Raw genomic sequence first — 25440 nt, forward strand, 5'->3', positions numbered from 1 at the left:
TGCGGAGCGCTACTTCACGCTATACACAGCAAGAGTTTTGCTGTACTCGTAGCCTACAACTAAAAGCGGTTCACCGTTCGGGCTCTTTTCTGCAGGGATAAACAAGATGCCTTCAGGACCGCGATCTTTCGGGTCTAAATAGAAATCTTCCAGTTTCGGAGCATTCCCGCTCTCGATTCCCGTAATGTCAAACACGGCAACACCACTCGTGCGTTCTAGACCAACAAAAGCATAGCGCTTATCGCCCACAATACCCGTCGTCACGTTTTCCGGTTCGCAGCCCTTGTCTTCACTGCGAGCATCCATCTTGACTTTACCCTTCTTGGAATTCCAGTTAAAGTAATCAGGCGCCATCTGAGCCATTGTCTGTTCAAAAGCGTCGCCAGAATCCCACATCAGGTGCCCCGTTTCGCCATCGAAAATGCTTATCGAGCGCGTTCCAAAGCTATACATGTAAGGGCATCTGCCATTCTCCGTCTTATCCGGAGCTACATTGCAGCGTTCCAAATTGCTCACAGAAATGTTCTTCACATCTTCGAGCACTTCAGCCGTAAACACACTCGGATCCAGCAAGCCATTCTGGGCAAGCATCATCGGAGTCGTCACATCCGTCCAAGCCTTGTAATCATTGACCGGAGCGCCTTCATTGGCCGTAAGCACAAACGTCTTGCCATTCACAGTGAACGCAGAAATTCCATCAGGCTGGCGCAAGCCGCGCAACGGATAGTTTTTAATCTCAATTTGCTTGTTCTTCTTGATGTCCAGACCAAATCCCGGCTTTGAATGGTCCACATATCCAAGCGGGAATACATCCAAAATTTTCTTGGCGGCCACATCAAACTTCACAAGAGCATTGTTCTCTTGCAAGCTCACCCACGCCGTTTTAGAATCTTCGGAAACCGTAATATATTCCGGTTCAAGCGACTGCACAAAGCTCTTCACACCCGTCTTACGAACGCCCTTTGCCATCAGAGCAAGCGAATCGAGTTCGCCAAATCCGACAACCGTCTTCTGCGGCTTTTTCCAAGCTCTAGCCAATTCAGCAGCACTCGACACATTCACGCCTGCAATCGACAAAACGCCAATGCCGCCTTCCGGGTCTTCCGCGAAAGTTTCATCCGGAGAACCTTCGCATGCCACGAGCAAATTCGCACCATCCGGTGTAAACGTAATCATGTCAGGCATGTAGCACAGTTCATGCTTTCCAAGAACTTCAAGTTTCTTGTTATAGCGCATCACCTGCACATGTCCCATTTTCCATTCAGGATTGTTCAAGAGGCTAACGGCCACGAGGTCACCATAAACAGTCACGCTAGAGGCGCCACCCGGCAACTTCATTTCGCTTATCTTTTTCGGCGATGCAGGACTAGCCATGTCAACGACTTCGAGGACATTCTCGCCGCCAACAACGAACAGCACCTTCTTTTCGGGCATGTATGCCGAAATTTCAGCAGTCGTCATGGGAACAGAAGCAATCTGCTTCAGCGTCGAACGCAAATGGAACGGCCCTGCCGGGACATCCGACTTTTTTGCAAATGAGAAACCCGCACACAGAAGCAGGCTCATGACCAAAGCGGTTCTTTTCATTTCAACTCCTGCGTAATCCAGCCTAGATTATCACTTAATAAATTTAATCAAGAATAAGCCACATGATTAACATGCCAAGTCCAAAGCTAGCCGCCATAGATGCACCAGTCATCATGCGGTCCGTATTTTCTTTTTCCTTGTCGACCTTTTCCTTAGCTTTCTGCTGTTCCATTTGCTCTTGAGTAGCCTGGACAGCAACACTCAAAGCCTTGGCACAGGTTTCGTTGTTCTTCTTAAGCGTGTTGTAGCTCTGTTCCCAGTTTTCGCACTTGGCCTTTTCCACTTCGAGATCCGAACGCAAAGACTGCTTTTCTACAGTACAGGCACTGTCGTGAACCGCCATCACGCTATCGCGCACAGCAATTTCTGCAACAAGCTCTGCCTTTTCCGCCGCATTTTCTGCAGCACTACCTGCAGTTTTCGAATCAGCTGCATTTACAACTCCGGCAAAAGCAAGCACGAGCAAAGAGCACAAAGCCCACGACTTCACAAAAGAACGAACAACAGAAACCATATACCCTCAATTACATCTGGGCGTAAATGCGCTGCCAGCCTTCTTCCGGAATCTGGGCGCCCATCACCTGAACAACTTCGTTCGAGACAATGCTACCGAGCTTGCCCGAGCGTTCCATATCCCAGCCGTTCATGTAACCGTAGAGGAAACCCGATGCCCAGAGGTCACCAGCACCCGTCGTATCGATAGCCTTTGCAGCACCCGCAGACACGCGAGTTACCACGCCATCCTTAGCGATCAAGGCACCGCGCTTGCCAATCTTCACGACCGCGACCTTAGCCTTCTTCGCCAAGACTTCGAGAGCAGCTTCTTCCTTGACACCTGCATAAGCAAAAGCTTCATCTTCGTTAGCGATGATAATATCAATCATCTTTTCTTCGAAGAGTTCATCGAACAGCTTGCGGCAAGCTTCGACCACACCGAACGAGCTAAAGTCGAGAGCGGTTTCGACACCGAGGCTACGAGCGAGCGTAAACGACTTCTTGAAGCATTCGCCATTAAAAGCACGGTAGCCTTCAGCGTAAAGGAGTCCCACATCGTCATAGAGAGCCGGAGTAAAGTCATCCGAACCGAGGAAGTCCGAAGCGCCAAGATAAGTCCACATGGAGCGCTGGGCATCCGGAGTCACGGCAGAGAACACGCAGCCCGTAGCGACATCGCTCATCCCGAGCTTCGATTCCACACCGTTATTCTTCAAGTGTTCCTGGAAAAGCTTGCCAAGTTCGTCATCGCCAATCTTCGAAATAAAGGCAGCCTTGCCGTGCAAGCGAGAAAGACCCACCATGGTATTGCAAGTCGAGCCACCCGGCACGCGAATCGGATTGTCGAGAGCGCCAAGGAACTTTTCCATCTGCGGCCAGTCGACCATGTTCATGCCACCCTTCTGTACACCCTGAGCTTGAATCCATTCATCACTCACGTTAGCCAAAATATCGACAAGGGCAGCGCCCATACCAAGAACTTTCTTCATTAGAATCCTCCGCGACGGCGACGCAAACGGTCACCCGCTTTTAATAAAAATTCACGTTCCGATTCGCTCAAGGACTGGATACCACTGCGTTCCACCTTCTTGAGGATTTCGTCCATGCGTTTCTGTTCATCTACGTAGAACACTTCACCTTCGAGAACTTCCGGTTCTTCTACACGGTCACTCCGATAAGAGCGCGTTCCCGAATTTCCTTGATCATACTTTTCTGGATTCCGGGAGAACAAACGGAAAATAGCCGAAAGCGGAGAATGATAAAGCACCTTCGGACCGTTCTGGAAAACCGCCATGTAAAGGAACCCGGCCACGACACCGCCCAAGTGGGCAAAGTGTGCAATCATGTCCCCCGAATTTGCAAAGAGAATATCAAGCGCAATCATCACCCACATGGCGTTCTTGATTCGCATCGGGATGACAAAGAACATGAGGATGACACGATCCGGGAAGAACTTGTAGTAAGCGACAAAGACACCCATCAAGGCGCCAGACGCACCGATAATCGGATTGTTCGTAAGCCCGAGCAAGCACATGAAGAAGCTGAACAGCGCCGCAAAGATTCCGCAGAAAAAGTACATCGAGATAAAATGACGCGACCCCATCCATTCTGCCACTTCGGAACCGAACATCCAGAGCATCAGCATATTGAAGAAGAAATGCATAAAGTCAAAGTGGATGAACATGTACGTCACGTAGCGCCACAGTTCAAGCGGGACTCTCGGCATAAATGCGCCATAATAGCTGATGTAATCCGTAAGGCTTCCGTAACCGGCGCCCAGGTTGATTTCAAGTCCGCGTCCCAGGAATGCGATAATAAATACAGCCGCATTCGCAATTAAAAGCGTCTGCAAGGCCTTGGGTAAATATTTAAATGGCTTCATATTTTTTCCTAAACTCTTTTAAAAGCATGGATACCATGTTCTTCGGCACATAATTAGAGATAAGGCGTTTCTGCTCGGCTGGGCTCTTTCCGGCACCGCACTCGAGGAGTTCTCGCACAAGGGAGCTACTCACCACAAGATGTTCCTGCGCACTGAGCAAAAGCACCGTCTCGACATCGCCATCACCGTAGATGACCTTGTTGTTCCAGGCGACCGCCTGTTCTGCATCCAAGTCAGCCGAATTGCGGATCCCGCGCAACAGATAATGCGCCCCGACAGACTTCATAAAATCGACCGTCAATCCGCCATAAACATCGACAGAAACATTCGGGAATTCAGAAACAGCAACCTCAATCATCGCCTTGCGCGTTTCGGCGTCAAACAAGTTTTTCTTGTTTGCGTTCTGGGCGACAAGCACAATCAAGGAATCAAAAATGCCTGCGGCACGTTTTACAAGGTCAAAGTGTCCAACAGTAAACGGGTCAAAGGAGCCTGCAAACACCGCAACACGGCGTCCACAACCATCCTCCATAGCCATTTTTTTCTTTGCTTTAGAATTCCACACCATGTGGTATAATTTACAAAAATCACGCCCTGAAAATAATCAGCGATGACTCGCCATAGCGGCGAACTTGCCCCTGAAAATCGTCACCTTCAGCCCATTCGGGCAACTTGCGGCTCGGAGCTTCAAAAACAGCCACGCCGCCCGGGTTCAACCACTCGATAAACGGGCGCAAGTCCGGGTATTCCATGTCCTTGAACGGCGGATCTGCATAAATCAAGTCAAAACCGCCTTCGGCACAGACAATTTCCTTTTTCAGCGTGAGTACGCTCGTTTCCAAAAGCTTAAGCCTGGAATCCATGCCAACCGACTTGTACGAGCGTTCAATCATCTTCGCCTGCGGGCGTGCAAGTTCCACAGCAGTAACGCTTGCAGCCCCACGGCTCAGCGCCTCAAGGCCCATAATGCCACTGCCGGCAAAAAGGTCCAACATGCGGAATCCGTCGACGCCCTGCAAAATGTTAAAGAGAGCTTCCCTCGTGCGGGAAGCTGTCGGACGTGTTTTCATGGTATCCGGGGACTCGATATTGCGCCCCCGCAAAGAACCGCCAGTAATACGAATCGGCATATTAGCGGACAAGCATTTCGACACGCAGAGACGTGACGAGGAACTTCTTTGCAAATCTAAGATCGGTCTTCGGCACACCCATGCGGATTGGTGAATTTGCAAAGGCGTTCAAGAAGTTCAGCAATTCAGCAAAGTCCGACGTTGTCGTAACGTTGTACGTATAGCGCTTGTACACGCCAAAATCTTCGACGACAGGCTTTTCAGTACCCTTCAGCTGCACCTTGTTCGAAGCCGCAAGCGATTTAAGAGCCTTGACTTCTGCTGCAACTTCCGCAGCCGGAACAAAACCGCGCACGGCATCAAGGCGCACCTGCGGCACAGAGAACTGGCCAAATGCAGCCACTTCGGTCGCCGCTTCAGAGGCAATCGGCGTCTGGAGCTGTTTACTTACAGCCTTGAGCCTATCCATAAGCGTATGCTGCGAAGAAGCCTTCATCGCAATACCACGGAGATAATAGTAGTTCGGGGCCTGGAACACGCATTCCGAAAAACCGATATCATCCGGTACAGCTGTATTGAGGAACGACAGGAACTGAGCCAAGGAAGTCTTCTGGTACGAAAGCTTTTCGAGCGGCAAGTAACTATTGTAGCTCGTTCGTTTGTTATTAAACAAGACCTCGGGCTTAATCTCGCCAACAATATCCCTGACAGACATTGCCGCACGAGCCTTCGCCACGGCTTCCTGCTGTTTTGCAATCTCTTCGGCGGTCGGACCGGCAGCGGCCGTCTTGGCCACAGAACCGCCCTTCGCCCCGATCAAGTTGAGGTAGGAATCCGGGAAAACGCCATCCAACGCAGAGGGAACACCCCAGACGCTCAAGTAGCAACTAAAAGCGACAACAGCAAACAACGCAGCAACAGCAACCGTCAAATACTTTCTCTTATAACGGCGTTCCACGTCCGCAACGTTCGTCACATGCACATGCTGCGAGACACTACCGATGGAGGAATTTCTTTCCGCCACCGCAATAAGGTTCATGTGAATCATACACCCTCCATCTGATTGAGAGCAGCGCCAACAGCACCAATACAGCAAATCATGTCGACGGGGTTCACGCTTTCGTCACACGGGAGCTGAGACAAGCCAGACATAAGCGACACCTGGTAATCACCCAGTTTGCTCGTGAGAGTATTCACGAACTGTTCGTTCGAAGCCATCTCACCACACAGACGCACGTCAGTTACACCACTAATGGCATTTTCCGTCTGGACCAGTTTCATCTGTTCTACAATCTCGTTTGCAAGAATCGGATAAGCCGTATCTTCGGTCTTGCCGACCATCGAAAGAGTCGAAACGCAACGCAATGCAAGGAGCTCGTCACGACGCATCCAGGCAAGTGTCACACCGGCAAAGTCAGCCTTCACCACGCAAACGGCATCCTTGATCTTTTCGCCAACATCCATCACGTTCATGAGCGAAAGCACATCGACTTCCAAAGACTTTGGAGCAAGCATTCGGGAACGGAAACCCTTGCGCAGAGCTTCGACCCATTCCTTGCGGACAGCCATGATCAATTCGTTATAACCCAGGGAATCGTCACCACTTAGCGTCTTGGAGTCCACGATATAGGCGCTCACATCGGCATTAGTAAACAGTTCCATGTACCACTTCAAATACTGCGCCTTGTTAGCGACAGCTTCTTGTGGCACATAGACCTTGCGGATAATCGACATCGTCGCAGGCATCGTGACCGAAGTCGCCACAACATCCTTGATCTCGTTTTCATCCACCCACTGCTGGAGCATGCTTTCAAAAAGGAAAATATCGTAAATAGGGTTGCTCTCCGACGGGAGGACAGCAGCCTTGACAACCTTCTTTGCTGAAGCGTCTACAAGGGCAACCTTCATAGAAGTGTCGCCAACTTCAATACCTAGGTATAACTTCGTTTCGCTCATAAATATGCTTATGTAAAGTTTTATATCCTAAAACTAATCAAAAATTATCGATTGTAACATGTTTTCAAGCTTTTTCTTTCCAATTCCATGCACTTTTTTGAGGTCCGCAGGCCCTTTGAACGGCCCAGACGCGGTTCTTTGCTCAATAATTTTTTCGGCAAGCTTGGGCCCCACCCCTTTTAGCGCGCACAAGTCGTCTGCACTCGCAGTATTAATATGGAGCGGGAGCGTGACTTTTTTCTTCGCCTTACGGTGATGCTCGGTCGATTTCGGGCCGGGATCAGCAATTGGTATTACTTTGTCGGTATCGTAAGTCTGGACTGTACTAGCATCTGCAACCGGGACTGCATCAGAAAACGCACCCGGAGGCGCATTGGCGACAATAATAGCGTCACCGACTTCGAATGTCTCAATAGACGGGAGTCCCCACGGGAGGTAGCGGACGGTTAAGCCAATAGTAAAGAGGATTATTGCGAGTTTGAGAATTCTTTTTTCAGAAGCGTTCATTGCCTTTTCTGAAAGGTTCATCTAGAGAAGGATATAGCAAACGATCTAATAAAATATTCTCGACGTGGGTCGCGTCCGACGGGACATCCACAGAGATGCTCGGGTACACGCTCTGGACAATGCGGATCGGGCGGCGCCCTAAGATTCGCATTTGCTCCAGCGAGCGTTCCTGCTCAATTTTGTTCTGCGGAAGCGATGCAAACTCGTCGCGGGCTTCGCGGGAGTATGCGTAAATGCCCTGGTGCTGGAACCAGCGGTTCGCTTCTGCAGGCGGCACGGACCTTGTAAAGTCAACAGCCACACCGTCGCGCACGAGCACTTTCACGACGGTCTTGAGTTCAGCTTCTGCGGGGTTCAACGGGCATGCGACCGTCACCCAGCAGTCGGAGTGTTCCGAGAGGTCTTTCGCGACATCGCGGAGCACGGAAGGTTCAACGAGAGGCTCGTCGCCCTGAAGATTCACGACCAGGTCGAGGCCAAGCTTTTTGGCGGCCTCCGCCACGCGGTCAGAACCAGTTGCACATTCGCCAGTCATCACGCAGTCAAAGCCTGCCGCCTTGACCACCGTTTCGATTTCAGCGCTATCCGTCGCACAGACAATGCGGTCAAAGCAATCCGCAAGGAGCGCTCGTTCCATGGTACGGACAATCATCTCCTTGCCGTTGAGCTTCAGGAGAGGTTTCCCCGGGAATCTGGAAGAGCCCATGCGGGCCGGAACGATGCAACTGACCTTGTTCAAGGCGAACTACATCACCTTCGGGATGGCGAAGTGGTCGTTTTCGACGGCCGGAGCGTTTGCAAAAGCCTGTTCGAGCGTAAAGCCCTGGACCGGCACGTCTTCGCGGAGGATGGTAGCGCCGTTTTCGACAGCGGTCATCGGTTCCACGTTAGAAAGGTCCAAAGCCTTCAATGCTTCGAGATGGTCGAGCATCTTGTCCAAGTGACCCTTGATTGCCGGAATATCTTCTTCTGCAATGCTCAAGCGAGACAACTTCGCGAGCTTCAAAACTTCTTCACGTTCAAGCATAAAAAACCTCTTTTTTTACAGGATGCAAGATAGAAAATTTTTTCTACTCCGCTAAGATTTGTTCCTCGGTATACCCAAAGTAAGTTATCCATGAGATTGTCGACTTTGACGAAGAACATCTAATTTGGCTTGCATTTCAGCAATTTGTTCATCGGATATTCCCATTTCACGCAAAACAGTTTCAGTGTCGTCACGATTCTGCACCAATTCTGCTTTAGCGTTCTCGGCTTTTTGACGTTCTTCATCTATCAGCTTTTGCGCTTTGGCTTGTTCTTCAGTGCGCGCATCAGCAATCTCCTGACGGAATGAATCGCCGGCACTGACGAATCCGTACTTTTGTCCAATGCTCTTGAAAGCCATGTTCAACTCCTTCATAACTTCTTTACCGAGATACTCTGCTAAATATAGACTTATTTTTTCGAGCAAACAAGAGCACTCCTTGTCTGGCATTTTTCGCAATCTCGGCTTGAACCGGTTAAATATATCAAGGATGGCATCCTTGTCGTAAGCATGCGCCATCGCCGCAATACCAAAGCCAGTCGTTACATCTTCGCAAGCGAGACAATCGCTGTTTGGGATGTCGGACATGTTCACGAACGCACAGCGGAACGGCAAAACCATGCCGTGAAAATATGCAGGATAGTCCTTTTCAAGCAACTCTAGCGGGTTCCAGTTATCACGTCCATTGTAGAATATCATCGCCATCGTCGGGAGTCCATCAAACAGGCGACCTTCATCGAAGCGTTTCATCACGGAGCGCACGTAGCGAGCAAGCTGATTGAACGTGTCGGCATCACGGCCGGACTTGTGTTCCACGAGAATTCCCACAAATACGGGCGCTCCCGTAGCGACGTTCACGCGGAAAGCCAAATCCGCATCGCCTGTTTCGTACACTTCGGAATACGAATCCGGAATGCGGACAAGAGTGTCCAAATTTACCGCAGCGAGAAAATCCGCCACGTCAACATTTACTTTTCCAGCAAGTTCAAGCAACAACCTAAGGTGATTTGAATCTGCAAACAGCCAACGGAAAAAAGCGTCGTGAGGCTTTTTCAGCTGTTTTTCTTCAATGTCCATGAAATTTCCTTTCTCTTATAAGAAATCAGTTCATATAGCAAATGATTTAAGAAAGGATATAGAAAACGATATAAAAAACTCAGTTCATCAAAACTGTTGATTATAATCTAACAAAGTCGTTCAAGAAAAACAAGGGGGCGTTTTGCAGAGCATCCATTTTGCAAACAACCGTTTGCACGAGTGTCGCGGCAATCAAGCTTGCTTGAGTTGACATGACCGAGTAGCAGGTTGTTCTACAAACAACCGTTTGCAAATAAAATTCATTCAGTAAAGGTCAACGGCATTGTAACGGTTGTTTTGCCGTATTTTGTTGAGTTAAACCTCCAATGGCTTACTTTTTCTAGTATTTCCGCATCAAAATTGCGATTTTGAGTTGTAGAGGAAACGATGGAAATATCAGAAATTTCACCTTTTGGAGCAATTGTGAATTTTAAGGTAATTTTACCTTTAATTCCAGGATTTTTTCTCAGATGTTTGTAATAAGTAAAGTGAAGTCCCGATTTCCGTTGACGAATAATTTTCACAATATCCGAAGCAGAACGAGAAGCCTTCTTTTCATACTTGAAATCAATATCACTTATAGAAGGTAACTTAATGGTTCCCTTATATTTAATTCTTGTATGAGGATCATCTGGAGATTGGAAACAAGTCTCCCCAACAGAAATACATAAGCCAGGTATCGGCTTACCACGACGATACCAATTACTATTAGAATCTATTTTTGCATTAATCCTTCGAAATTTTACCGATTCCTTCGTTACAGCCGAACTACTAGACTCCATCTGTCGGCTAGTTTCTTCATTACATCCAGAAAATACAAAGGCGACACATACGATGACAATCGCAATGATAAACTCGTCCATTTTACAAATTTTCATACTCACCATACATTCTGTATTACAAGCTTTATGACCACTGAATATCATTTACAAAATCACAAAAACAACGCCAAGCGTTTTTATGAAAATTTACATGTAAGACTGTAGAAAGGAGATGCCCCGTCGGAGCGGGGCATGACATGCAAGGTTAGACAGCACACATGTTTAAATGATCCTCAAGCCTCATAGCGAAGCGACCTCACACCTCAATCACCCAATCACTTCCAGAGCAGCGTACTTGAGGATAATGGTACGGTTCATGTTCTCACGGTCGAAGCGCACATCGACACGAGCGTTGTCGCCACTGCCATAAGCCTTCATAATCACGCCCGTTCCATACCTGGAATGGCGAACGCGTGCGCCCTCGTGGTACGGATTATCGTATTCGATTGTTGGACCGGACGGAGCAGGCGATTTCACGACCTTCACCGGATTGCGGTAGACAATATGCTTATCGTTCTTCTTGATGGATTGTGGCACAGGCGCCGGGCGCGAACCAAACGAAGACCCGCCAAAACCGCTGCGGGAGCCGCCAAAGCTACTGCCGTGGGAGGAGCCGCCAAACGAGCGATTGCCATAAGAATTTCCATAGGAATTGCCCGAGCCCGAATTGCCATAAGACGGACGAGATCCATAGTTCGACGAGCCGTACGAACCGTATGACGGCTTGGAGCGCGTATTGCCGACAAAATCAGGAACAGACGGACGCGTATTCAAGCACGGCGTAAAGTCGACAACGGACGGATCCAATTCCTTAAGAAAGCGCGACGGCGCAAACGGACGGATGTTCCCCTGGAAGAACCTGCGTTCCGCATGGTACAGATAAAGTTTCTTTTCGGCACGGGTGCAGCCCACATAGAACAGGCGGCGTTCTTCTTCCATCTGCTCATTGATTTCAGCCATCGAGAGCATCGAAGTCCCACGCACGAGCGGGAAGATTTCATCATCGCAACCCGCCAGATGAACCGTATTGAATTCCAAGCCCTTCGCCATGTGAATCGTCATGAGCGTCACGAGGCCCTTCGACGTATCGACCTTCTTGTCGCCATCCGTCAAAAGCGAAATATCCTGCAAGAACGCATCGAGCGTTGCGCCCGGATGTTCTTCGTCAAATTCGCGGATAGCGTTAATCATTTCGTCCAAGTTCGCAATTCGTTCGTCAGCCGTGACTTCGTCTTCCTTGCGCAAGAAGTCCTTATAGCCCGTATCATTGATAATATGTTCAGCAAGAATCGGAAGCGGGTACTCGCCAGAAGTCATCATGTTCTTCCAGTTCGTCACAAGGTCGGTAAACACCTTAAGCTTCGGAGCGCCGCGCCCCGTGCCGTTCGCCTCGGCCAATAAGTTGTCCCAGAACGACCCCTCGCCCGCTTTCACCTTGGCGAGTACGCCTTCGACAGTCGTCTTGCCGATGGCACGCGGCGGTGTGTTAATCACGCGCAAATAGGCGGCATCGTCTTTCTCGTTCGCGAGTACGCGCAAGTAGGCAAGCACATCCTTGATTTCCTTGCGGTCCCAGAATCTTGTACCGCCAAAAATCACCGACGGGATGCGCAAATCGTTGAGCGCCTTTTCGAGCACGCGGGACTGTGCGTTCGTACGGTAGAAAATTGCTGTCTTGGCATAAAAATCAGGGCCCGCCTGCGCCACAGTCTTTGCAATGTTCGAAGCTTCGGCACGGTCATCTTCAAAATAGCGCACGTGAATGAGTTCGCCCGCTTCTTCCTTGGAGAACACGTTTTTCTGCATTTCGGCAGGGCGGACGTTATGCGCAATCACGGAACCTGCGCCCTTCACAATGTTTGCAGTTGAGCGATAATTGCGTTCGAGCTTTACAATCGTCACCGGAGCAAAATCGCGGTGGAAGTTACGGATAATCTTGATGTTCGCGCCACGCCAACCGTAAATACTCTGGTCGTCATCGCCCACCACCGTTACGTTTTTCGTATCCCTGTTGATGAGCAACTTCAAAAGTTCATACTGAACGTCGTTCGTATCCTGATATTCGTCCACAACAACGTACTGGAAACGCATTCTCAGCTGTTCCGCCAAATTCGGGACCATCTGCAACATTCGAACCGTATTGAACAGCAAGTCATCGAAGTCCATCGCGTTCGATTCCGCAAGTTTTTTCTGATAAGCCGCGTAATAGCGGGCCTTGCGTTCTTCATCGGCAAATTCAGCATTCAAAGCAGCCACATCAGGCGTCTGCAAAACCGCCTTGTCGTTCTTGTACAGGACCGTATTCTTGAAACGAGAAATAGCGCTATGAACCTTCTTCAATTCATTCACGTCATAATCGTCGCCAAGATCGTCCTTCAAGATTTCCTTGAGGATGCGCTTCTGGTCATCATCATCGTAAATGGAGAAGTTTGCATCAAACCACTTGCCGCCAAGAGCCTTGATTACAGATTCCTTCGCCAAGCAGAGTTTCAACAACTTAAGGCAAACGGAGTGGAACGTCCCCATCCACGTGAACGGCTTGCGACAATTCAAAAGCTTCTGGATTCGGTCCTTCATTTCGCGGGCGGCCTTGTTCGTAAAAGTCACAGCCAGCACGCGATTGGAATCAATCTTGTGGTACGAAACCAAGTGAGCAATCTTGTAAGTAATGCAACGCGTTTTTCCAGAACCTGCACCGGCCAAAATCAACATCGGACCGTTGATTTTCTTCGCGGCAGCGGCCTGTTCCGGGTTCAACTCTTTATCTAAAACACTATCATCAACAACATTGCATTCTACAAAATCGTCCATCTAGCACTCCTAGTCGATATACAGATGTGCAATATAGTAATTTGGCCATTGGTCAATGGTCATTGGTTATTAGTCATTGGTTATTAGTTTAGACTCTTACAAAAATAGGAGATCCCCGCTCGGAGGCGGGGATGACAAGATAAAGGCGATCCCGGAACGGAGTCCGGGATGACTGTCCGAGATGACAAGCGTCTATTATTCGTCGGCGGTGGAAGCGCCAATGGCCTGTTCCAAAGTCGTCAGACCCTGGAGAGCCTTGTTGATGCCATCCATACGGAGCGTAATCATTTCGCAAGACTTGATGGCCTCGCGCTTGATTTCGTCACCGGAAGCGCGCTTGATCACAAGGTTACGCACAGCTTCGTTCGGCACGAGGAACTCGTAAATACCGCAACGGCCCTTGAAGCCCGAACCATCGCACTTTTCACAACCGCGGCCATGATAGAACTGCATGTCCGGCGAGAGGTGGAGTTCATCGCGAAGTTCCTGCGAGATTTCGACCGGTTCCTTGCAGTTCTTGCAAATGCGGCGCACAAGACGCTGGGCCAAGACTCCCTTAATTGCTGTAGACACAAGGAACGGTTCCAGTCCCATTTCGAGCAAACGAGGGAATGCACCGGCTGCGTCGTTCGTATGGAGCGTACTGAAGACCAAGTGACCCGTCAAAGCAGCTTCGATAGCCATTGTCGAGGTTTCTTGGTCACGCATTTCACCGATCATGATCACGTCCGGGTCCTGACGGAGCAAGGCACGAATGCCCGCCGCAAAGGTAAAGCCTGCGGCATTGTTAATCTGGCCCTGGTTCACACCGTCAATATTCAATTCCACCGGGTCTTCCATCGTCGAGATGTTGATCGTGGAATCCAAAATTTCTCGAATAGAAGCGTAAAGCGTGGTAGACTTACCGGAACCCGTCGGACCGGTAACGAGCACAATACCGTTCGGGGCATTAATCGCATCGATAAACTGCTTGAGCACGCGGGCGTCAAAGCCCATTTCCTTAAGCGGGAACTGCCCCGAATTCGGGTCCAAAATACGCATAACGATCTTTTCGCAGACGCCGCGCTTACGCAAAGAAATCGGGAACGAGCTCACACGAAGGTCAACTTCGGATCCCTTGTAACGCACCGTGAAACGGCCGTCCAACGGCTTACGCTTTTCTGCGATGTCCATCTTGGACAAGAGCTTGATACGCGAAAGGATCTGCGGCATGAGTCGTGCCGGAATCGGAGACATCACCTGCAAGTCACCGTCAATACGGTAGCGCAACTTGAGGAAGGTCTCTTGCGGTTCAAGGTGAATATCGGATGCATGACGGGCAATAGCTTCATGGATCAAGGTCGTCACAATCTTCACGACCTGGCGGCCTTCTTCGTCGGTCAATTCCGGTTCATCGCTATTGCCACTTCCGCGTTCGACAGTTTCAAGTTCATCGTCGTTAGAAGAACCGATAAGTTCTGCAAGGGATTCTTCGGCGGGACCATGGCCTGCAAAGAGGATGTCGATAGTCTTCTTGATGTCCTGTTCAGACGCCATGACCACATCGACGTTTTTCTTGACCTTAAACTTGATAGAGTCCCTGAGGCGCACATTTGTCGGGTCCGCCATGGCAACCACAAGGGCCTGGCGGGAATCCTTCGTCACGTACAGCGGAACAATCTTATGCGTTTTGCACTGTTCTTCAGTAATGTACTCGTAAACTTTTTCATCAAGCTTGATGGCGTCAAGCTTTACAAAAGGCACTTCGAACTGGCAGCAGAGAATATCCGTAAGTTTCTTTTCGTCAATAAACTTAAGATCGACGAGCACGCGCCCTAAGCGCTTACCGCCCGACGTTTTCTGCTTTTCAAGAGCTTCGTTCAACTGGTCCTGGGTAATGAAGCCCTGGTCCAAAAGCATTTCACCAATACGTTTCTTGGTGACACTCTGCATCTGGACACCAAGAATATCCGTCAGCTGTTCTTGCTTGACCATACCGGCCTTTACAAGAATCTGGACAAGAGTCACCTTCTTGCCCAACTGAGCCTGATACTTAACTTCATCTTCGGCGTACTTCAACTGGTCTTCGTTAATCAGGTTAACACGAACCAGCAACTGCCCTAAACTATTTGAATCTTTCATAGATGCGACCACGCCTGGGCATTCAGGAGCGCCTTAACTCCATCTTGCCTTTTCAAACAAACACCACTACCACAAGATACCAATCCGATATCGTGGACAGTCCCATTTGGGGACACTCCTTCTAAATATATACTTTTTGTAAGATTAGAAGTGAACAGAAGTTCGTATTCTTCGCCACCATTTAGTGCAAAATGGAGGGGGGAAAGCCCAAAATACTCGCACATTTCCAAAACATCGGGGTCAATAGGCAGTTTTTGCTCGTCAATTTCGATAGAAACGCCAGACGAGAGCGCAAGGTGGTTTACTTCGGAACTAAGGCCATCGCTAATGTCCATGCAGGCGCCACGCACCCCCTGTTTCACCAGTTGAGCCCCCGCATCCTCGCAAATTTTGGGTGCAAGGTGGTATTCCACCAGCCGCGGGAAGCGTTTAGCCTCTTCGGGGTGGTTCATCAAAATCCAAAGTCCGGCATCAGATTTGCCGAGCGTGCCCGCCACAAAAACATGGTCCCCCGGTTTTGCCGCACTGCGGAGGAGTGAAATTTTACCATCGGTCGTGCCGAGGAGAGTTGTCGAAAACATCCCGACATCGCCTACAACCGTATCTCCACCAATCAGCGTAATTCCTCTTCTCTCAAAGCCTTGCGCAACCGCTTTTGCAATTCTGTTTCGAGTTTCTTCGCTCCAGTTTTTGTTCACGCAAAGTCCGAACAACGCAATCTTGGGCAGACCGCCCATGGAAGACACATCCGAGACGTTGGACACAATGTGCTTCTCGACCGCCTGTTCAGGACTCGACCAATCCAAGCGAAAGTGCGTGTTCTCGACCGAGAGGTCCTTGGTCGCAAGCCAGCCATCAAAGATGGCGCAGTCATCCCCTGCATTGAGCCAGCTGCGGTGTACCGGCGACTCGTTCTTCAAGGGATAAGCCCCTTCCAAAATTTTGCTGACGAATCTAAACTCGCCTAGGTCTGGGAATTTCATAATTTTCAAGGACAATTCAATTTTTCTGCCAATAATTTAACAATAAACTTTCTATACTTTAGGCGTGGGACACATATTTTTTATAACGCCATCATCGCCAGGCAGCCTCGACAAGCTGAACCAGTGGACATTCCGCTGGCTTTTAGAACATGGTAACATGGCGGAAGATTCCACCCTCTATACTTGCAATTCCATCGAAAGCGCCCAGAGCCTTTTGGAATCGGCACTCATCATCGGTCAGTCGCCATCGCTCATCATCTTTGACCATGCCGACCATGCAACCGAGAAGAACCTGGCCTTCAGCAAGGAACTCCACAACGGCATTCCCGAATCGTGGATTATCGAAATCATTCCAGACGACATGCCGCTCCCCGAAGATTCAAGCGACAACGGAACATTCTGGATCAGGCGCCCCATAAACGAAGACGAATGGTGCGCAACGCTCGAAAACGTGCTGCACAAGAACGGCTGCCCGCAGTGGGCCAAGTGGACTCAGCACAAGAGCTACAGAGGATTTTAAACAGAGGTTTTTAACCGTGATTAAAGGCGTCAGCTACTTTGGTGTGCGCTCTACGAAGCTCGCACACATGGACCTTGTACACATAAAGGAAGCAGGATACAACGCAATCCTCCATACTTGGAGCGAAGAAGACCTGCAATACTATTATGACACCATGAAGCAGATCGTGAACGATTCTGCCGCGATGGGACTTTCCGTTTACGTGAATCCGTGGGGCGTCGGCCGCGTGTTTGGCGGTGAAGCTTATTCGGAACTCACAGCAAGGAATCACGACATGTGCCAAGTCGCCATAGACGGAAAGCCAAAGGTTGCCGCCTGCCCAAATCATCCGGAGTTCCGCGCGTACATGCACAAGTGGATTGCGACTGTCTGCGACACAAACGTCTCTACGATTTTCTGGGACGAGCCGCACTTTTACTTTGAGAAAGGCGGGCTTAGCAACTGGAGCTGCCGCTGCGAAAAATGCCGTGCAAAGTTCCATACAAAGTTTGGCTACGAGATGCCCGCCGAGCTTACAGACGACGTAAAGCAGTTCCGCGAAGAAAGCCTCATTGATTTCTTAGACGAGATGACTCAAGATGTTAAAGCGCGCGGCAAACGCAACGGCGTTTGCATGCTCCCGCCGTGGTTCCCGGCGGGGCTCGACGACTGGGGTCGTGTCGCGCGCCTTGAAGCAGTCGATGAAATCGCAAGCGATCCGTACTGGGAGCGCGGAGCAAGTGAAGAATGGGTCCGCGAAAAGTATCGCGAAACAGCAAACAAGCTCATCGAAGTCGCGACCCGCTACGGGAAATCCGTACAAATGTGGGTCAAGGCCTACCAGATTGAAGCGGGCCGAGAAAACGACCTCGCTATCGCCGTCGCTGAAAGCCGTGCTGCAGGCATCAAGAACATTTTTGCCTGGAGCTACCGTGGCACGGAAACATTAAGTTGGCTGAAAAGCGATAACCCGGACGAGGTCGCCCGGGTCTTTAGAAAAGCAGTTCTTTAGAATCGCAAAAATTACTTCATCACACGTATTGTCGCAGAGCTGTTACGGGACTTCACGAGATACGTGCCGTTCTGCTTCACGAGTGCGCGGACTTTCTGCGAAACATCTTGAGCGGTAGTAGCCTCGATACGACCGACATGCGCTCCGAGCATATCAAACACATCATAAGTTTGCGGACCCGACGACGCTACGAATTTCGGACGAATGTCAAGCGACGGATCATAAACATTAATCCAGTCAATGTTCACATAGTTGCTTGTAATCAAGAGCTTCAGCACATGCTCGCCCTTAGTAAATTCGGCCTGACCTAATTCCAATTTTTCATAGACATCCCACTCATCGCCAGTTTTCGGAACCTTCGTGGAGGGCAGAATTTCCTTATCATCCAAAAGCAAGCTAAAGCTAGACGATTCCGTACCAGAAGCCACATTCGCAGAAATGTAGAACTTGCCATCACGCTCCACATTCACGGTGTATTCCAGCCATTCGCCTTCTTGCGTGTAACCAATGGCGTAATTGTCACCGCCCTTATAAATATCCACGCCGTCCTTGCGGTACTCGCCGCCCCTGTTTTCGGAATCGTTATCCGAGTACGAGGAATTGCCCGTACCGACGCCATTGATGTCGTAGTTTTCAGCTTCGATCTTGCCAGGAATCGTGGCCGCATCGCCTACGACAACGCTATCGCCTTGCGCCTTGCCAAACGGCTTCTGCGGAACAGGTTCCACAGGCTTGCGGTTCACCGCCTTGAGCATCTGCGCTGCATAACGCTTGCCGAATTCCACGTAGGCATCGTGATTGAAGTGATAGCGGTCCACGCCATTGCCCTTCAAGTTCTCGGACGAGGCGTAATAGGTGTTGTCCATCGTGTTCGGGAGTTTCGACACGCGGTCGGAATAGCAGCAGCCTTCACGCAAGAGTTCGCCCGCCACAAACGGCACCGTATCGGAGCTCAAGTTGAGCGCCTTAAGAATATCGTCGCGAGTTTTCTTCACAATTTTTGGCCAGTCCGGGTAACCGCCGTCCGTTTCGCCCTGGTGGAAGATGATACCCTTGATAACGCCCTTTTCCTGCGCCTTTTTAGCGATGTCGATAATCGTCTTCGTCACGTTTCCGTCGCTTGCATATTCTTTCGCGTAGTTCTGGAGCCAGGTTTCTGCCGTCGAGAGATAAGTTTTGTACTGGTCCTGGTCAAAGAGCTTGATGCTCGCACCACCCACCGCGACCGGGATAATCCCAATCGTCACGTCGGGCATGCTGTCGGCCATGGTGCGGCCAAACCAGTCCGCCACAGAAATCGTGTTGCCGCAGTTAAAGAGCGAAGGCACTGCCGGGTAAACGTAACCGAGCGTGTTGCGACCCTTGCCCGAGCATTTTTGAGTCGCAAAAATCTTGAAGCGCGAATTTTCGACCTTGTCCGCGCTCTGCGCATCCGCGGTGCCGCCCATGTTGGACTGGCCATACGCGATGTAGATGTGGAAATTGGGGTCCGGAGCAGCCTCGGAAGGAGCCGCACCAAACAGCACAAAGCCCGCAGCAACACACGCCGCGGACGCAAAACCAGAAAGCTTATTAAACATTCCCATATATCCCTTTGGGTTAAACAACAATTATAAATTATACAGAAAAGTGGCTAAGCGCGCGCCCTCCCCTAAAAATTTTATAGACACTTTGTCTATGCACTCGGAACTAGCTACAAGAACCTGTTCTAGTAGCCAATTTTTCGCAAAAAAAGCCATTACTTCGCAAATCCGGGAGGCGGCAAGTGCATTCCGGCCATCAGGAGTTTATGTTCGCGTGCGTACTGCATAATGCGTTTGCGGCTTGCGGCAGATTTTTCCTTGTCCATGTCGTAATTGGAATTGATTTCGGGATGGATCTTTTGCAATGCATAGCCATGCATCAAGTCGCCAATCACGAGCAAGTTTGAAATTTGGAAAGCGGTATGGCCTGGCGTATGCCCCACGGCATCCAATGCAAGAACACCATGCGGAAGGCTATCACCGAAAGCAAACAAGTGGAGACTATCTTTATAAAGAGCCATGATATCCTTTTGCAAATCATTTTTCGGGATATCGTTCATCCAAGCGTCATATTCCACCTTGCCAGCATAAACGGCCGCATTCTTAAAGACCTTTTCCATCTTCCCGGCGCTACCGTTTTTCACGAGGCCTGCAATGTGATCTGCATGAAAATGAGTCAAATAGACGAGTCCTATAGAATCCGGATTCACGTTTAACGCAGAAAGCCGCTTCATCAGATGTCCGCCCCACGCTCCAAGACCTGCATCAAACAAGATGTACTTACCATCCGTTTTTACCAAGAACGTGCTGACTGAAGCAGGGAGACCCGCAGGCATATTCAAACTTTCATAAAGCGAATCGCTTGCATCGCTGAAAAGTTCGCGAGGCATCAGCTTTTTACCCTCGTTATCCTGAATCCAAGTGACCGTAGCCCCGCTCGCAAGAGTCCGAAATTCAGTACCCTCGACAGCAGGCGTGTTCACCGCAGCAGAAGGCATCGTCACTTTCGCAGGAGTTTCAAGATTTACCGCAGACTTACTTTCCGCAGATTCTTTCGTGGAATTTTTCGAGTCGCTGCAGCCTGCAATCGCAAAAGCAATTGCCGCGACAAATGGAATAAATTTATTTTCAAACAATTTCATAAGGATAAATATACATTCCTATTCTTTTCAAGTGAACAACAGACAACCATAGATGACAAAATCAAGCGATTTGCAAACGGCTGATTGCAAAATTTAGGGATTTCACTTTTTTCATATTTTTCGATTGTAGATTAAAACTCCAAGTTTTTACTTGGAGTCTTTTTCATTATCAATGTAAAGAAAAATTCTTGACACAAGGAAAGATTTTTTATATATTATGAATGTAATAACAAAACCAAAAATTCTAAAAGCAGTAAGGCTTATGCCCCAAAAAGAGCAAGTTCTCTTCGCCAAATTGGTAAGAGACTTACACGAGAAAGGGCCCGTCTTACCCAACTGGCCGAACTACAAAAAACTCGTGAACACAAATACGCATCATTGTCACCTATCATACCACTGGGCGGCATGCTGGATTGAAACGATTAAAGGAATTGAACTGGAGGTCACCTATGTTGGAAGCCGTGAAAATGCGCCTTACTAGCAAGGCTAAGAATGGGACCGTTTTTACTTTTGAAGGGAAAAATATTCCTGATTATCTCGTCATATTTTTAAAGTCCGCTTTTCCAAATGTAGAGGAAATCAAGTGCGATGATAACGAAGAATCCATAAATATTATGGATACCGACTGGTTCAAGGAAACGGAAGCCAAGTCCACTCCTGCAGAAAGCTTAAAACTTTTGCGAACGACCTTCGGCTACACCCAGCAACAGTTGGCAGACAAGGCTGGAATCACCAAACAACAAGTATCCGCAATGGAACGAGGAAAGGAGCCCATCGGTCGCAAGATGGCTCACCGCCTCGCCGATGCACTCGGAACTAGCTACAAAAACCTGTTCTGGTAAACGACAATGCTCCAGTATTTTGAAGTCACAAAGAAATCTCCGTGGTTTCCGCAGGTCAAAGCGCTATATGAATCCGCGTTTCCTGAAAACGAGCGGATTCCAATAAAGCAATTACTTGACAACAAAATTAAGCGGGAATTTTGGGCATTTTTTGACAAAGAGGAAAGCGAGAACGCCGCGGTCCCTAGGTTCTGCGGATTTTCAAATTCCATTTCGCACGGCGACATCACAAACATCGTCTATTTTGCGGTAGAACCTGAACTGCGCAGCCGCGGGTACGGCTCACAAATTTTGCAGGCCATCCGCGAAAAGCATCCAAACTCCCGCATCATCGTCGATATCGAAGTCGAAGAAGATTCCAAGGACGCCGAGGAACTTGAACGCCGAAACCGCCGCCGCGACTTTTACCTGCGCAACGGCTTTGGCTCCTCCCCTGTCGATTACGTCTGGCAAGGCGAGCACTACCGCCTACTCACCGCAGGCGGCACCGTCACCGAAAAAGAATTCCGTGACTTCTGGAAAGAAATTCTGAAGAACGTCCCCGGAGCAAAGTACCCGTAAAAATCTGAAAATCAACAGCCACTTCGGCAGCACCAGGGCTCCGAAAAAATGGCCCAAATCCCAGAATTGACGCAAAATGCGTCCGCAGGCTGCGTTCGGTCATGACAAAATGCAAGCATTTTGTCGCGACACTCACTTGCTCGCTTTTCATCCAATTTTTCTGATTTTTTCAGCGTCAAACCGCTTGCGAACCCGCATAAATAAAGGTATATTCAAAAAGTAGGTCCTATAGGGGCTCTTTAAAAGCCGAGGCAAGCAATGATAATCGCGATTAGCAAAGATGATCCGTGGTGGGAAAAGACGCGCGCTTTCGCGAAAGATTGCCCATGGCAGCCGGGGCGTCGTTTAGCCGAGCGAATGTCAAAGAACGATTTCCTAGACTGGGAAAAAGTTTTCGTTGCTGTACACGGTGAAGATGTTGTCGGCTTTTGCGTTCTCGAGGAGAACGGGGACATTCCTGCGAAATTCAGTTGCAGCCCCTTTATTAACCTCGTTTACGTTAGCGAAGAATTCCGGGGAGAGCGGCTATCCAAAAGTTTAATTGACGCAGCGCTTGATTACGCCCAAAGGCTCGGCTACAAAAAAGTTTATCTCAAAAGCGAGCACCACGGCCTATACGAAAAATACGGGTTCAAGAAGATTGCTGATTTCGAACCAACGGTCGGGCTTGCGAACCAACTGTTTGAAATCAAAATTTCAGTTTAACGTTAGCCTTTTAGCACTCATTCGTGGCAAAAAAATTTTTTGACTTTTCCGCCCTTTTTATCCTATATTAAAAGTATGAAATACTTAAAAATGTTTTGTAGGGGTCTGCTAGGGTTATTTATGACCTACGCAGGTATCAGTCACTTGACCATCGCTAGGCAGGAATTCCTGGCGCAGGTCCCATCGTGGTTTCCGCAGAATCCGGGATTCCTGGATTTCGTGGTATTGGCCTCGGGCGTCGTCGAGATTTTGCTCGGCCTCAGCATGATATTCTTGTACAAGCACAAGGGTACGGTTGGCGTACTGCTTGCGCTGTTCTACGTTGCTATTTTCCCGGGCAACATCAGCCAGTACGTGAACGGCATCAACGCATTCGGACTTGACACTGACCAGGCTCGTTTTATCCGCCTGTTCTTCCAGCCGGTGCTTATCGCCTGGGCGCTCTGGTCCACTGACGGCGTGCAGAAGCTCAAGGAATGGCGAAATCGCTATTGCAACAAGCGCAAAGAAAGCAAGTAAGCGAGTTCATTAAAAGTCAATACAACATTCAAACGCAAAAAATTTCAAGGACTCCTCCCAAACGTGAGGATTTTTTTATTTTAAAGTTTTTTCAACTTTTGAACAGCAATTTTCACAACCGGGTACCTATAAATCCACGCCAAACCACGTTTTTATAGGTTCCCAAACCCACAGCGCAAGAATTGCACAAAAGTCCTAAAAAGGCGGAATCTCCGTAAAAAAAACGCCCATCCCTAAAAATGCGTCTGTAGTCACAAATGTCCACAGGCGTTTATTTAATTTTTGCCAAACTATATTTTGAGTATATATTTACAGGAAAACCGTTCCGCAGGGACCATTTAAAAGACGTTGTTTATGGGATATTCAAATTTTTTCACAGTGGCTGCATTCGGCACGCTATTTGCAGTCTCCCCCACATTGGCCATCGACATTACCGTTGATGCGAACGCAGGCATCAAGAAAATTTCGCCGTACCTTTACGGGCGAAACATCGACAAAATCAGCGATGGCGACGCTGAGGTGACCGAAGAAGAGTCTGCCTTCATCAACCAGATGCTCGAAGCAGGCATCCACATGTTGCGAGCGAACAACGGCAACAATGCCACGCGCTACAATTGGCGTCACAAAATGACAGTTCACCCCGACTGGTATAACAATGTGTATTCGCACGATTGGGCAATTACCGCACAAAAGGTACTCGACAAGATGCCGGGTGTTGACGCCATGTACGCCTTCCAGCTCACAGGCTATGCAGCTAGCAGCACTGACTACAACTTTCCCGACTGGAACTGGAAACAAGAACACGGCACGTACGCAACGCAAACGTTCGACCTTGCGGGCGGCGGCGAAGTCTCAGAAGACGGCAAGACACTCATCAAAGCAGGCGACCCATCGCTTTACAACATGGAATGGCCGGCCGATTCTACGGTAGCCATTATCCCTCATTGGAAAGACGAACTCAAGTTCGACATGAGCCGTTTTAAATATTGGAGCATGGATAACGAGATGGAAATCTGGCGCGGCACGCACAACGATTTGGATTTGCCCGTCACGGGAGACTTTCTCGTTGAGCGTTACATCGACGTAGCCAAGAAGGCTCGTGCCGCTTGGGGCGACATTAAGCTTACCGGCCCTGTTGCCGCAAACGAATGGCAATGGTGTTCCGTATCTTCGTACAACAAGGAAGACCGCCCTAAAGGCGAAGACCGCAACTACTGTTGGCTAGAATACTTTATCATGAAAGTTGCCGAAGAACAGAAAAAATCTGGTGTTCGCCTACTCGATGTTTTCGACATTCACTGGTACCCGACAGAAAAGGATTACGAATCACGCGTGAACTGGCATCGAGTCATGTTTGATACAACCTATAACTATCCAGGCGCAAACGGCATAAAGATGGTCGGTGGCAACTGGGACAATAAAATTACCAAGGAATACATATTCGCGCGCATCAACCAGTGGCTCGAAAAGTACTTCGGCAAGAATCACGGCATCACGTTCGGCATCACCGAAACAAGCATCATCGACAACGACCCCATGGTGACAGCACTCATTTACGCGTCATTCCTTGGCACCATGCAAGATAACGGTGTGGAGATTTTCACCCCGTGGACCTGGGGTGACGGCATGTACGAAACGGTGCACCTTTTCAGCCGCTACGGCCATCCAAACCGAGTGCAGTCGACTTCAAGTAATGATTCGCTGGTATCCGCCTACAGTTCTATCAGTAACAAGGGCGATTCGCTCACAGTGATTTTTGTAAACCGAGCCGAAAAAGACGCACAAGATATAGACCTCAATCTTGCGAACTTCGCCTCCGACGGAAAGGTTAAAACGCTCACCTTGCAGAATCTCAAGGGCGAGACATTCGTTTCGCACACAAGCAACGCCTTGAAAGAAAATGCAGTAGAAGCAAAAACGCAGGGCGGAACGACCACTGCGACGGGCAACAGCATAAACAGATTCAAGATGACGCTCCCTGCAAAATCCATCACCGCGGTGCTACTCACTACGACTACGCCAAAACAAATCGACGCCATAGCCCACACGAGAAGCGCACTCACAGGGAACCTGCTGCACCATGAAAACAGCAACTGGTTTATCGACAACGGTTCAGGGAAAGTGCGCCGTATAAACGTGTTCAACAGTCTCGGGCAAAGCGTACTGCGAATGCACGCCATCGCCCGCGGAAACATCCGCATTGCAAGCGAAGTGCTCAGCAAAGGCAATTTCATTGTGCGCATAGAAACTGCAAGCGGAACGCAAATGCAAAAAATAACAGTGAAGTAGAATTTATCTAT

At 49.2% G+C, this 25440-nt stretch carries 25 protein-coding genes; 7 read left to right on the top strand and 18 right to left on the bottom strand.

Annotated features, from left to right (window positions below; all coding sequences use genetic code 11):
* Positions 1-9: 9 nt before the first annotated feature.
* The 16 genes from B7991_RS01370 to thiL form a co-directional block, all read right to left on the bottom strand.
* Positions 10-1587: a choice-of-anchor I family protein gene (locus B7991_RS01370; RefSeq protein WP_088629253.1), complete on the bottom strand. Its 1578-nt coding sequence runs from the start codon at positions 1585-1587 to the stop codon at positions 10-12.
* Positions 1588-1630: 43 nt separating this feature from the next.
* Positions 1631-2101, bottom strand: coding sequence for a hypothetical protein (locus B7991_RS01375; protein WP_088629254.1), 471 nt, complete (start codon positions 2099-2101; stop codon positions 1631-1633).
* A gap of 10 nt (positions 2102-2111) precedes the next feature.
* Complete coding sequence (locus tag B7991_RS01380; RefSeq protein WP_088629255.1) at positions 2112-3071, bottom strand: adenosine kinase; 960 nt, start codon at positions 3069-3071, stop codon at positions 2112-2114.
* Positions 3071-3964 carry a rhomboid family intramembrane serine protease gene (locus B7991_RS01385; protein WP_088629256.1) on the bottom strand — a complete coding sequence of 298 codons (894 nt, stop codon included), beginning with the start codon at positions 3962-3964 and terminating at the stop codon, positions 3071-3073. The genes B7991_RS01380 and B7991_RS01385 overlap by 1 nt, the downstream gene beginning before the upstream one ends.
* Positions 3951-4532, bottom strand: a complete 582-nt coding sequence (coaD, locus tag B7991_RS01390) for a pantetheine-phosphate adenylyltransferase (RefSeq protein WP_176421735.1) — start codon at positions 4530-4532, stop codon at positions 3951-3953. Before coaD ends, B7991_RS01385 begins: the two co-directional genes overlap by 14 nt.
* A 19-nt stretch (positions 4533-4551) precedes the next feature.
* Positions 4552-5094, bottom strand: a complete 543-nt coding sequence (rsmD, locus tag B7991_RS01395) for a 16S rRNA (guanine(966)-N(2))-methyltransferase RsmD (RefSeq protein WP_088629257.1) — start codon at positions 5092-5094, stop codon at positions 4552-4554.
* A gap of 1 nt (position 5095) precedes the next feature.
* A complete protein-coding gene (locus B7991_RS01400) occupies positions 5096-6082 on the bottom strand; it encodes a hypothetical protein (RefSeq protein WP_088629258.1) in 987 nt (328 codons plus the stop codon).
* Entirely contained in the window at positions 6079-6990 is a 912-nt protein-coding gene (locus B7991_RS01405) for a hypothetical protein (RefSeq protein ID WP_088629259.1), read from the bottom strand. Before B7991_RS01405 ends, B7991_RS01400 begins: the two co-directional genes overlap by 4 nt.
* A gap of 33 nt (positions 6991-7023) precedes the next feature.
* A complete protein-coding gene (locus tag B7991_RS01410; RefSeq protein WP_254917798.1) occupies positions 7024-7497 on the bottom strand; it encodes a helix-hairpin-helix domain-containing protein in 474 nt (157 codons plus the stop codon).
* Positions 7484-8236, bottom strand: a complete 753-nt coding sequence (locus B7991_RS01415) for a 3-deoxy-manno-octulosonate cytidylyltransferase (protein WP_088629261.1) — start codon at positions 8234-8236, stop codon at positions 7484-7486. Before B7991_RS01415 ends, B7991_RS01410 begins: the two co-directional genes overlap by 14 nt.
* A gap of 6 nt (positions 8237-8242) precedes the next feature.
* Positions 8243-8524, bottom strand: a complete 282-nt coding sequence (gene gatC, locus B7991_RS01420; protein WP_073422954.1) for an Asp-tRNA(Asn)/Glu-tRNA(Gln) amidotransferase subunit GatC — start codon at positions 8522-8524, stop codon at positions 8243-8245.
* A gap of 84 nt (positions 8525-8608) precedes the next feature.
* Complete coding sequence (locus B7991_RS01425) at positions 8609-9601, bottom strand: Rpn family recombination-promoting nuclease/putative transposase (RefSeq protein ID WP_088629262.1); 993 nt, start codon at positions 9599-9601, stop codon at positions 8609-8611.
* A 260-nt stretch (positions 9602-9861) separates the two neighbouring features.
* Positions 9862-10479, bottom strand: a complete 618-nt coding sequence (locus B7991_RS01430) for an AgmX/PglI C-terminal domain-containing protein (RefSeq protein WP_217898026.1) — start codon at positions 10477-10479, stop codon at positions 9862-9864.
* 210 nt (positions 10480-10689) lie between these two features.
* Positions 10690-13233, bottom strand: a complete 2544-nt coding sequence (locus B7991_RS01435; protein ID WP_088629264.1) for an ATP-dependent helicase — start codon at positions 13231-13233, stop codon at positions 10690-10692.
* Between the two features lie 195 nt (positions 13234-13428).
* A complete protein-coding gene (locus B7991_RS01440) occupies positions 13429-15354 on the bottom strand; it encodes a GspE/PulE family protein (RefSeq protein WP_254917799.1) in 1926 nt (641 codons plus the stop codon).
* Positions 15351-16274 carry a thiamine-phosphate kinase gene (gene thiL / locus B7991_RS01445; protein ID WP_235002932.1) on the bottom strand — a complete coding sequence of 308 codons (924 nt, stop codon included), beginning with the start codon at positions 16272-16274 and terminating at the stop codon, positions 15351-15353. Before thiL ends, B7991_RS01440 begins: the two co-directional genes overlap by 4 nt.
* Before the next feature lie 127 nt (positions 16275-16401).
* On the opposite strand from thiL, the gene B7991_RS01450 reads away from it, so the two are divergent.
* Together B7991_RS01450 and B7991_RS01455 are read left to right on the top strand one after the other, a co-directional pair.
* On the top strand, positions 16402-16857 hold the full coding sequence (locus B7991_RS01450; RefSeq protein WP_139260759.1) for a hypothetical protein: 456 nt from the start codon (positions 16402-16404) through the stop codon (positions 16855-16857).
* A gap of 16 nt (positions 16858-16873) precedes the next feature.
* Positions 16874-17848: a hypothetical protein gene (locus B7991_RS01455; protein ID WP_088629266.1), complete on the top strand. Its 975-nt coding sequence runs from the start codon at positions 16874-16876 to the stop codon at positions 17846-17848.
* An 11-nt stretch (positions 17849-17859) separates the two neighbouring features.
* Here the strand turns inward: B7991_RS01455 and B7991_RS01460 are convergent, their stop codons facing one another.
* Positions 17860-19428, bottom strand: coding sequence for a sialate O-acetylesterase (locus tag B7991_RS01460; protein ID WP_254917800.1), 1569 nt, complete (start codon positions 19426-19428; stop codon positions 17860-17862).
* 158 nt (positions 19429-19586) lie between these two features.
* Positions 19587-20513: an MBL fold metallo-hydrolase gene (locus B7991_RS01465; protein WP_088629268.1), complete on the bottom strand. Its 927-nt coding sequence runs from the start codon at positions 20511-20513 to the stop codon at positions 19587-19589.
* Between the two features lie 449 nt (positions 20514-20962).
* Between B7991_RS01465 and B7991_RS15045 the strand changes: the two genes are divergently transcribed.
* From B7991_RS15045 to B7991_RS01495, 5 genes are all read left to right on the top strand, one after another.
* Positions 20963-21355 carry a helix-turn-helix transcriptional regulator gene (locus tag B7991_RS15045; protein ID WP_235002931.1) on the top strand — a complete coding sequence of 131 codons (393 nt, stop codon included), beginning with the start codon at positions 20963-20965 and terminating at the stop codon, positions 21353-21355.
* A 6-nt stretch (positions 21356-21361) separates the two neighbouring features.
* A complete protein-coding gene (locus B7991_RS01480) occupies positions 21362-21916 on the top strand; it encodes a GNAT family N-acetyltransferase (protein ID WP_088629270.1) in 555 nt (184 codons plus the stop codon).
* 258 nt (positions 21917-22174) lie between these two features.
* Positions 22175-22621: a GNAT family N-acetyltransferase gene (locus B7991_RS01485; protein WP_088629271.1), complete on the top strand. Its 447-nt coding sequence runs from the start codon at positions 22175-22177 to the stop codon at positions 22619-22621.
* A gap of 75 nt (positions 22622-22696) precedes the next feature.
* On the top strand, positions 22697-23140 hold the full coding sequence (locus B7991_RS01490) for a hypothetical protein (RefSeq protein WP_088629272.1): 444 nt from the start codon (positions 22697-22699) through the stop codon (positions 23138-23140).
* Between the two features lie 354 nt (positions 23141-23494).
* Positions 23495-25429 carry a glycoside hydrolase family 44 protein gene (locus B7991_RS01495; RefSeq protein WP_088629273.1) on the top strand — a complete coding sequence of 645 codons (1935 nt, stop codon included), beginning with the start codon at positions 23495-23497 and terminating at the stop codon, positions 25427-25429.
* Positions 25430-25440: the final 11 nt, after the last annotated feature.

This window comes from Fibrobacter sp. UWB3 (assembly GCF_002210405.1).
GTDB lineage: Bacteria > Fibrobacterota > Fibrobacteria > Fibrobacterales > Fibrobacteraceae > Fibrobacter.

Excerpts from the sequence above, each read along its gene's own strand:
- B7991_RS01370 (WP_088629253.1), bottom strand. The coding sequence starts at position 1,587 with ATGAAAAGAACCGCTTTGGTCATGAGCCTGCTTCTGTGTGCGGGTTTC.
- B7991_RS01375 (WP_088629254.1), bottom strand. The coding sequence starts at position 2,101 with ATGGTTTCTGTTGTTCGTTCTTTTGTGAAGTCGTGGGCTTTGTGCTCT.
- B7991_RS01380 (WP_088629255.1), bottom strand. The coding sequence starts at position 3,071 with ATGAAGAAAGTTCTTGGTATGGGCGCTGCCCTTGTCGATATTTTGGCT.
- B7991_RS01385 (WP_088629256.1), bottom strand. The coding sequence starts at position 3,964 with ATGAAGCCATTTAAATATTTACCCAAGGCCTTGCAGACGCTTTTAATT.
- coaD (WP_176421735.1), bottom strand. The coding sequence starts at position 4,532 with ATGGTGTGGAATTCTAAAGCAAAGAAAAAAATGGCTATGGAGGATGGT.
- rsmD (WP_088629257.1), bottom strand. The coding sequence starts at position 5,094 with ATGCCGATTCGTATTACTGGCGGTTCTTTGCGGGGGCGCAATATCGAG.
- B7991_RS01400 (WP_088629258.1), bottom strand. The coding sequence starts at position 6,082 with ATGATTCACATGAACCTTATTGCGGTGGCGGAAAGAAATTCCTCCATC.
- B7991_RS01405 (WP_088629259.1), bottom strand. The coding sequence starts at position 6,990 with ATGAGCGAAACGAAGTTATACCTAGGTATTGAAGTTGGCGACACTTCT.
- B7991_RS01410 (WP_254917798.1), bottom strand. The coding sequence starts at position 7,497 with ATGAACGCTTCTGAAAAAAGAATTCTCAAACTCGCAATAATCCTCTTT.
- gatC (WP_073422954.1), bottom strand. The coding sequence starts at position 8,524 with ATGCTTGAACGTGAAGAAGTTTTGAAGCTCGCGAAGTTGTCTCGCTTG.
- B7991_RS01425 (WP_088629262.1), bottom strand. The coding sequence starts at position 9,601 with ATGGACATTGAAGAAAAACAGCTGAAAAAGCCTCACGACGCTTTTTTC.
- B7991_RS01430 (WP_217898026.1), bottom strand. The coding sequence starts at position 10,479 with ATGAAAATTTGTAAAATGGACGAGTTTATCATTGCGATTGTCATCGTA.
- B7991_RS01435 (WP_088629264.1), bottom strand. The coding sequence starts at position 13,233 with ATGGACGATTTTGTAGAATGCAATGTTGTTGATGATAGTGTTTTAGAT.
- B7991_RS01440 (WP_254917799.1), bottom strand. The coding sequence starts at position 15,354 with ATGAAAGATTCAAATAGTTTAGGGCAGTTGCTGGTTCGTGTTAACCTG.
- B7991_RS01460 (WP_254917800.1), bottom strand. The coding sequence starts at position 19,428 with ATGTTTAATAAGCTTTCTGGTTTTGCGTCCGCGGCGTGTGTTGCTGCG.
- B7991_RS01465 (WP_088629268.1), bottom strand. The coding sequence starts at position 20,513 with ATGAAATTGTTTGAAAATAAATTTATTCCATTTGTCGCGGCAATTGCT.
- B7991_RS15045 (WP_235002931.1), top strand. The coding sequence starts at position 20,963 with ATGTTGGAAGCCGTGAAAATGCGCCTTACTAGCAAGGCTAAGAATGGG.
- B7991_RS01480 (WP_088629270.1), top strand. The coding sequence starts at position 21,362 with ATGCTCCAGTATTTTGAAGTCACAAAGAAATCTCCGTGGTTTCCGCAG.
- B7991_RS01485 (WP_088629271.1), top strand. The coding sequence starts at position 22,175 with ATGATAATCGCGATTAGCAAAGATGATCCGTGGTGGGAAAAGACGCGC.
- B7991_RS01490 (WP_088629272.1), top strand. The coding sequence starts at position 22,697 with ATGAAATACTTAAAAATGTTTTGTAGGGGTCTGCTAGGGTTATTTATG.
- B7991_RS01495 (WP_088629273.1), top strand. The coding sequence starts at position 23,495 with ATGGGATATTCAAATTTTTTCACAGTGGCTGCATTCGGCACGCTATTT.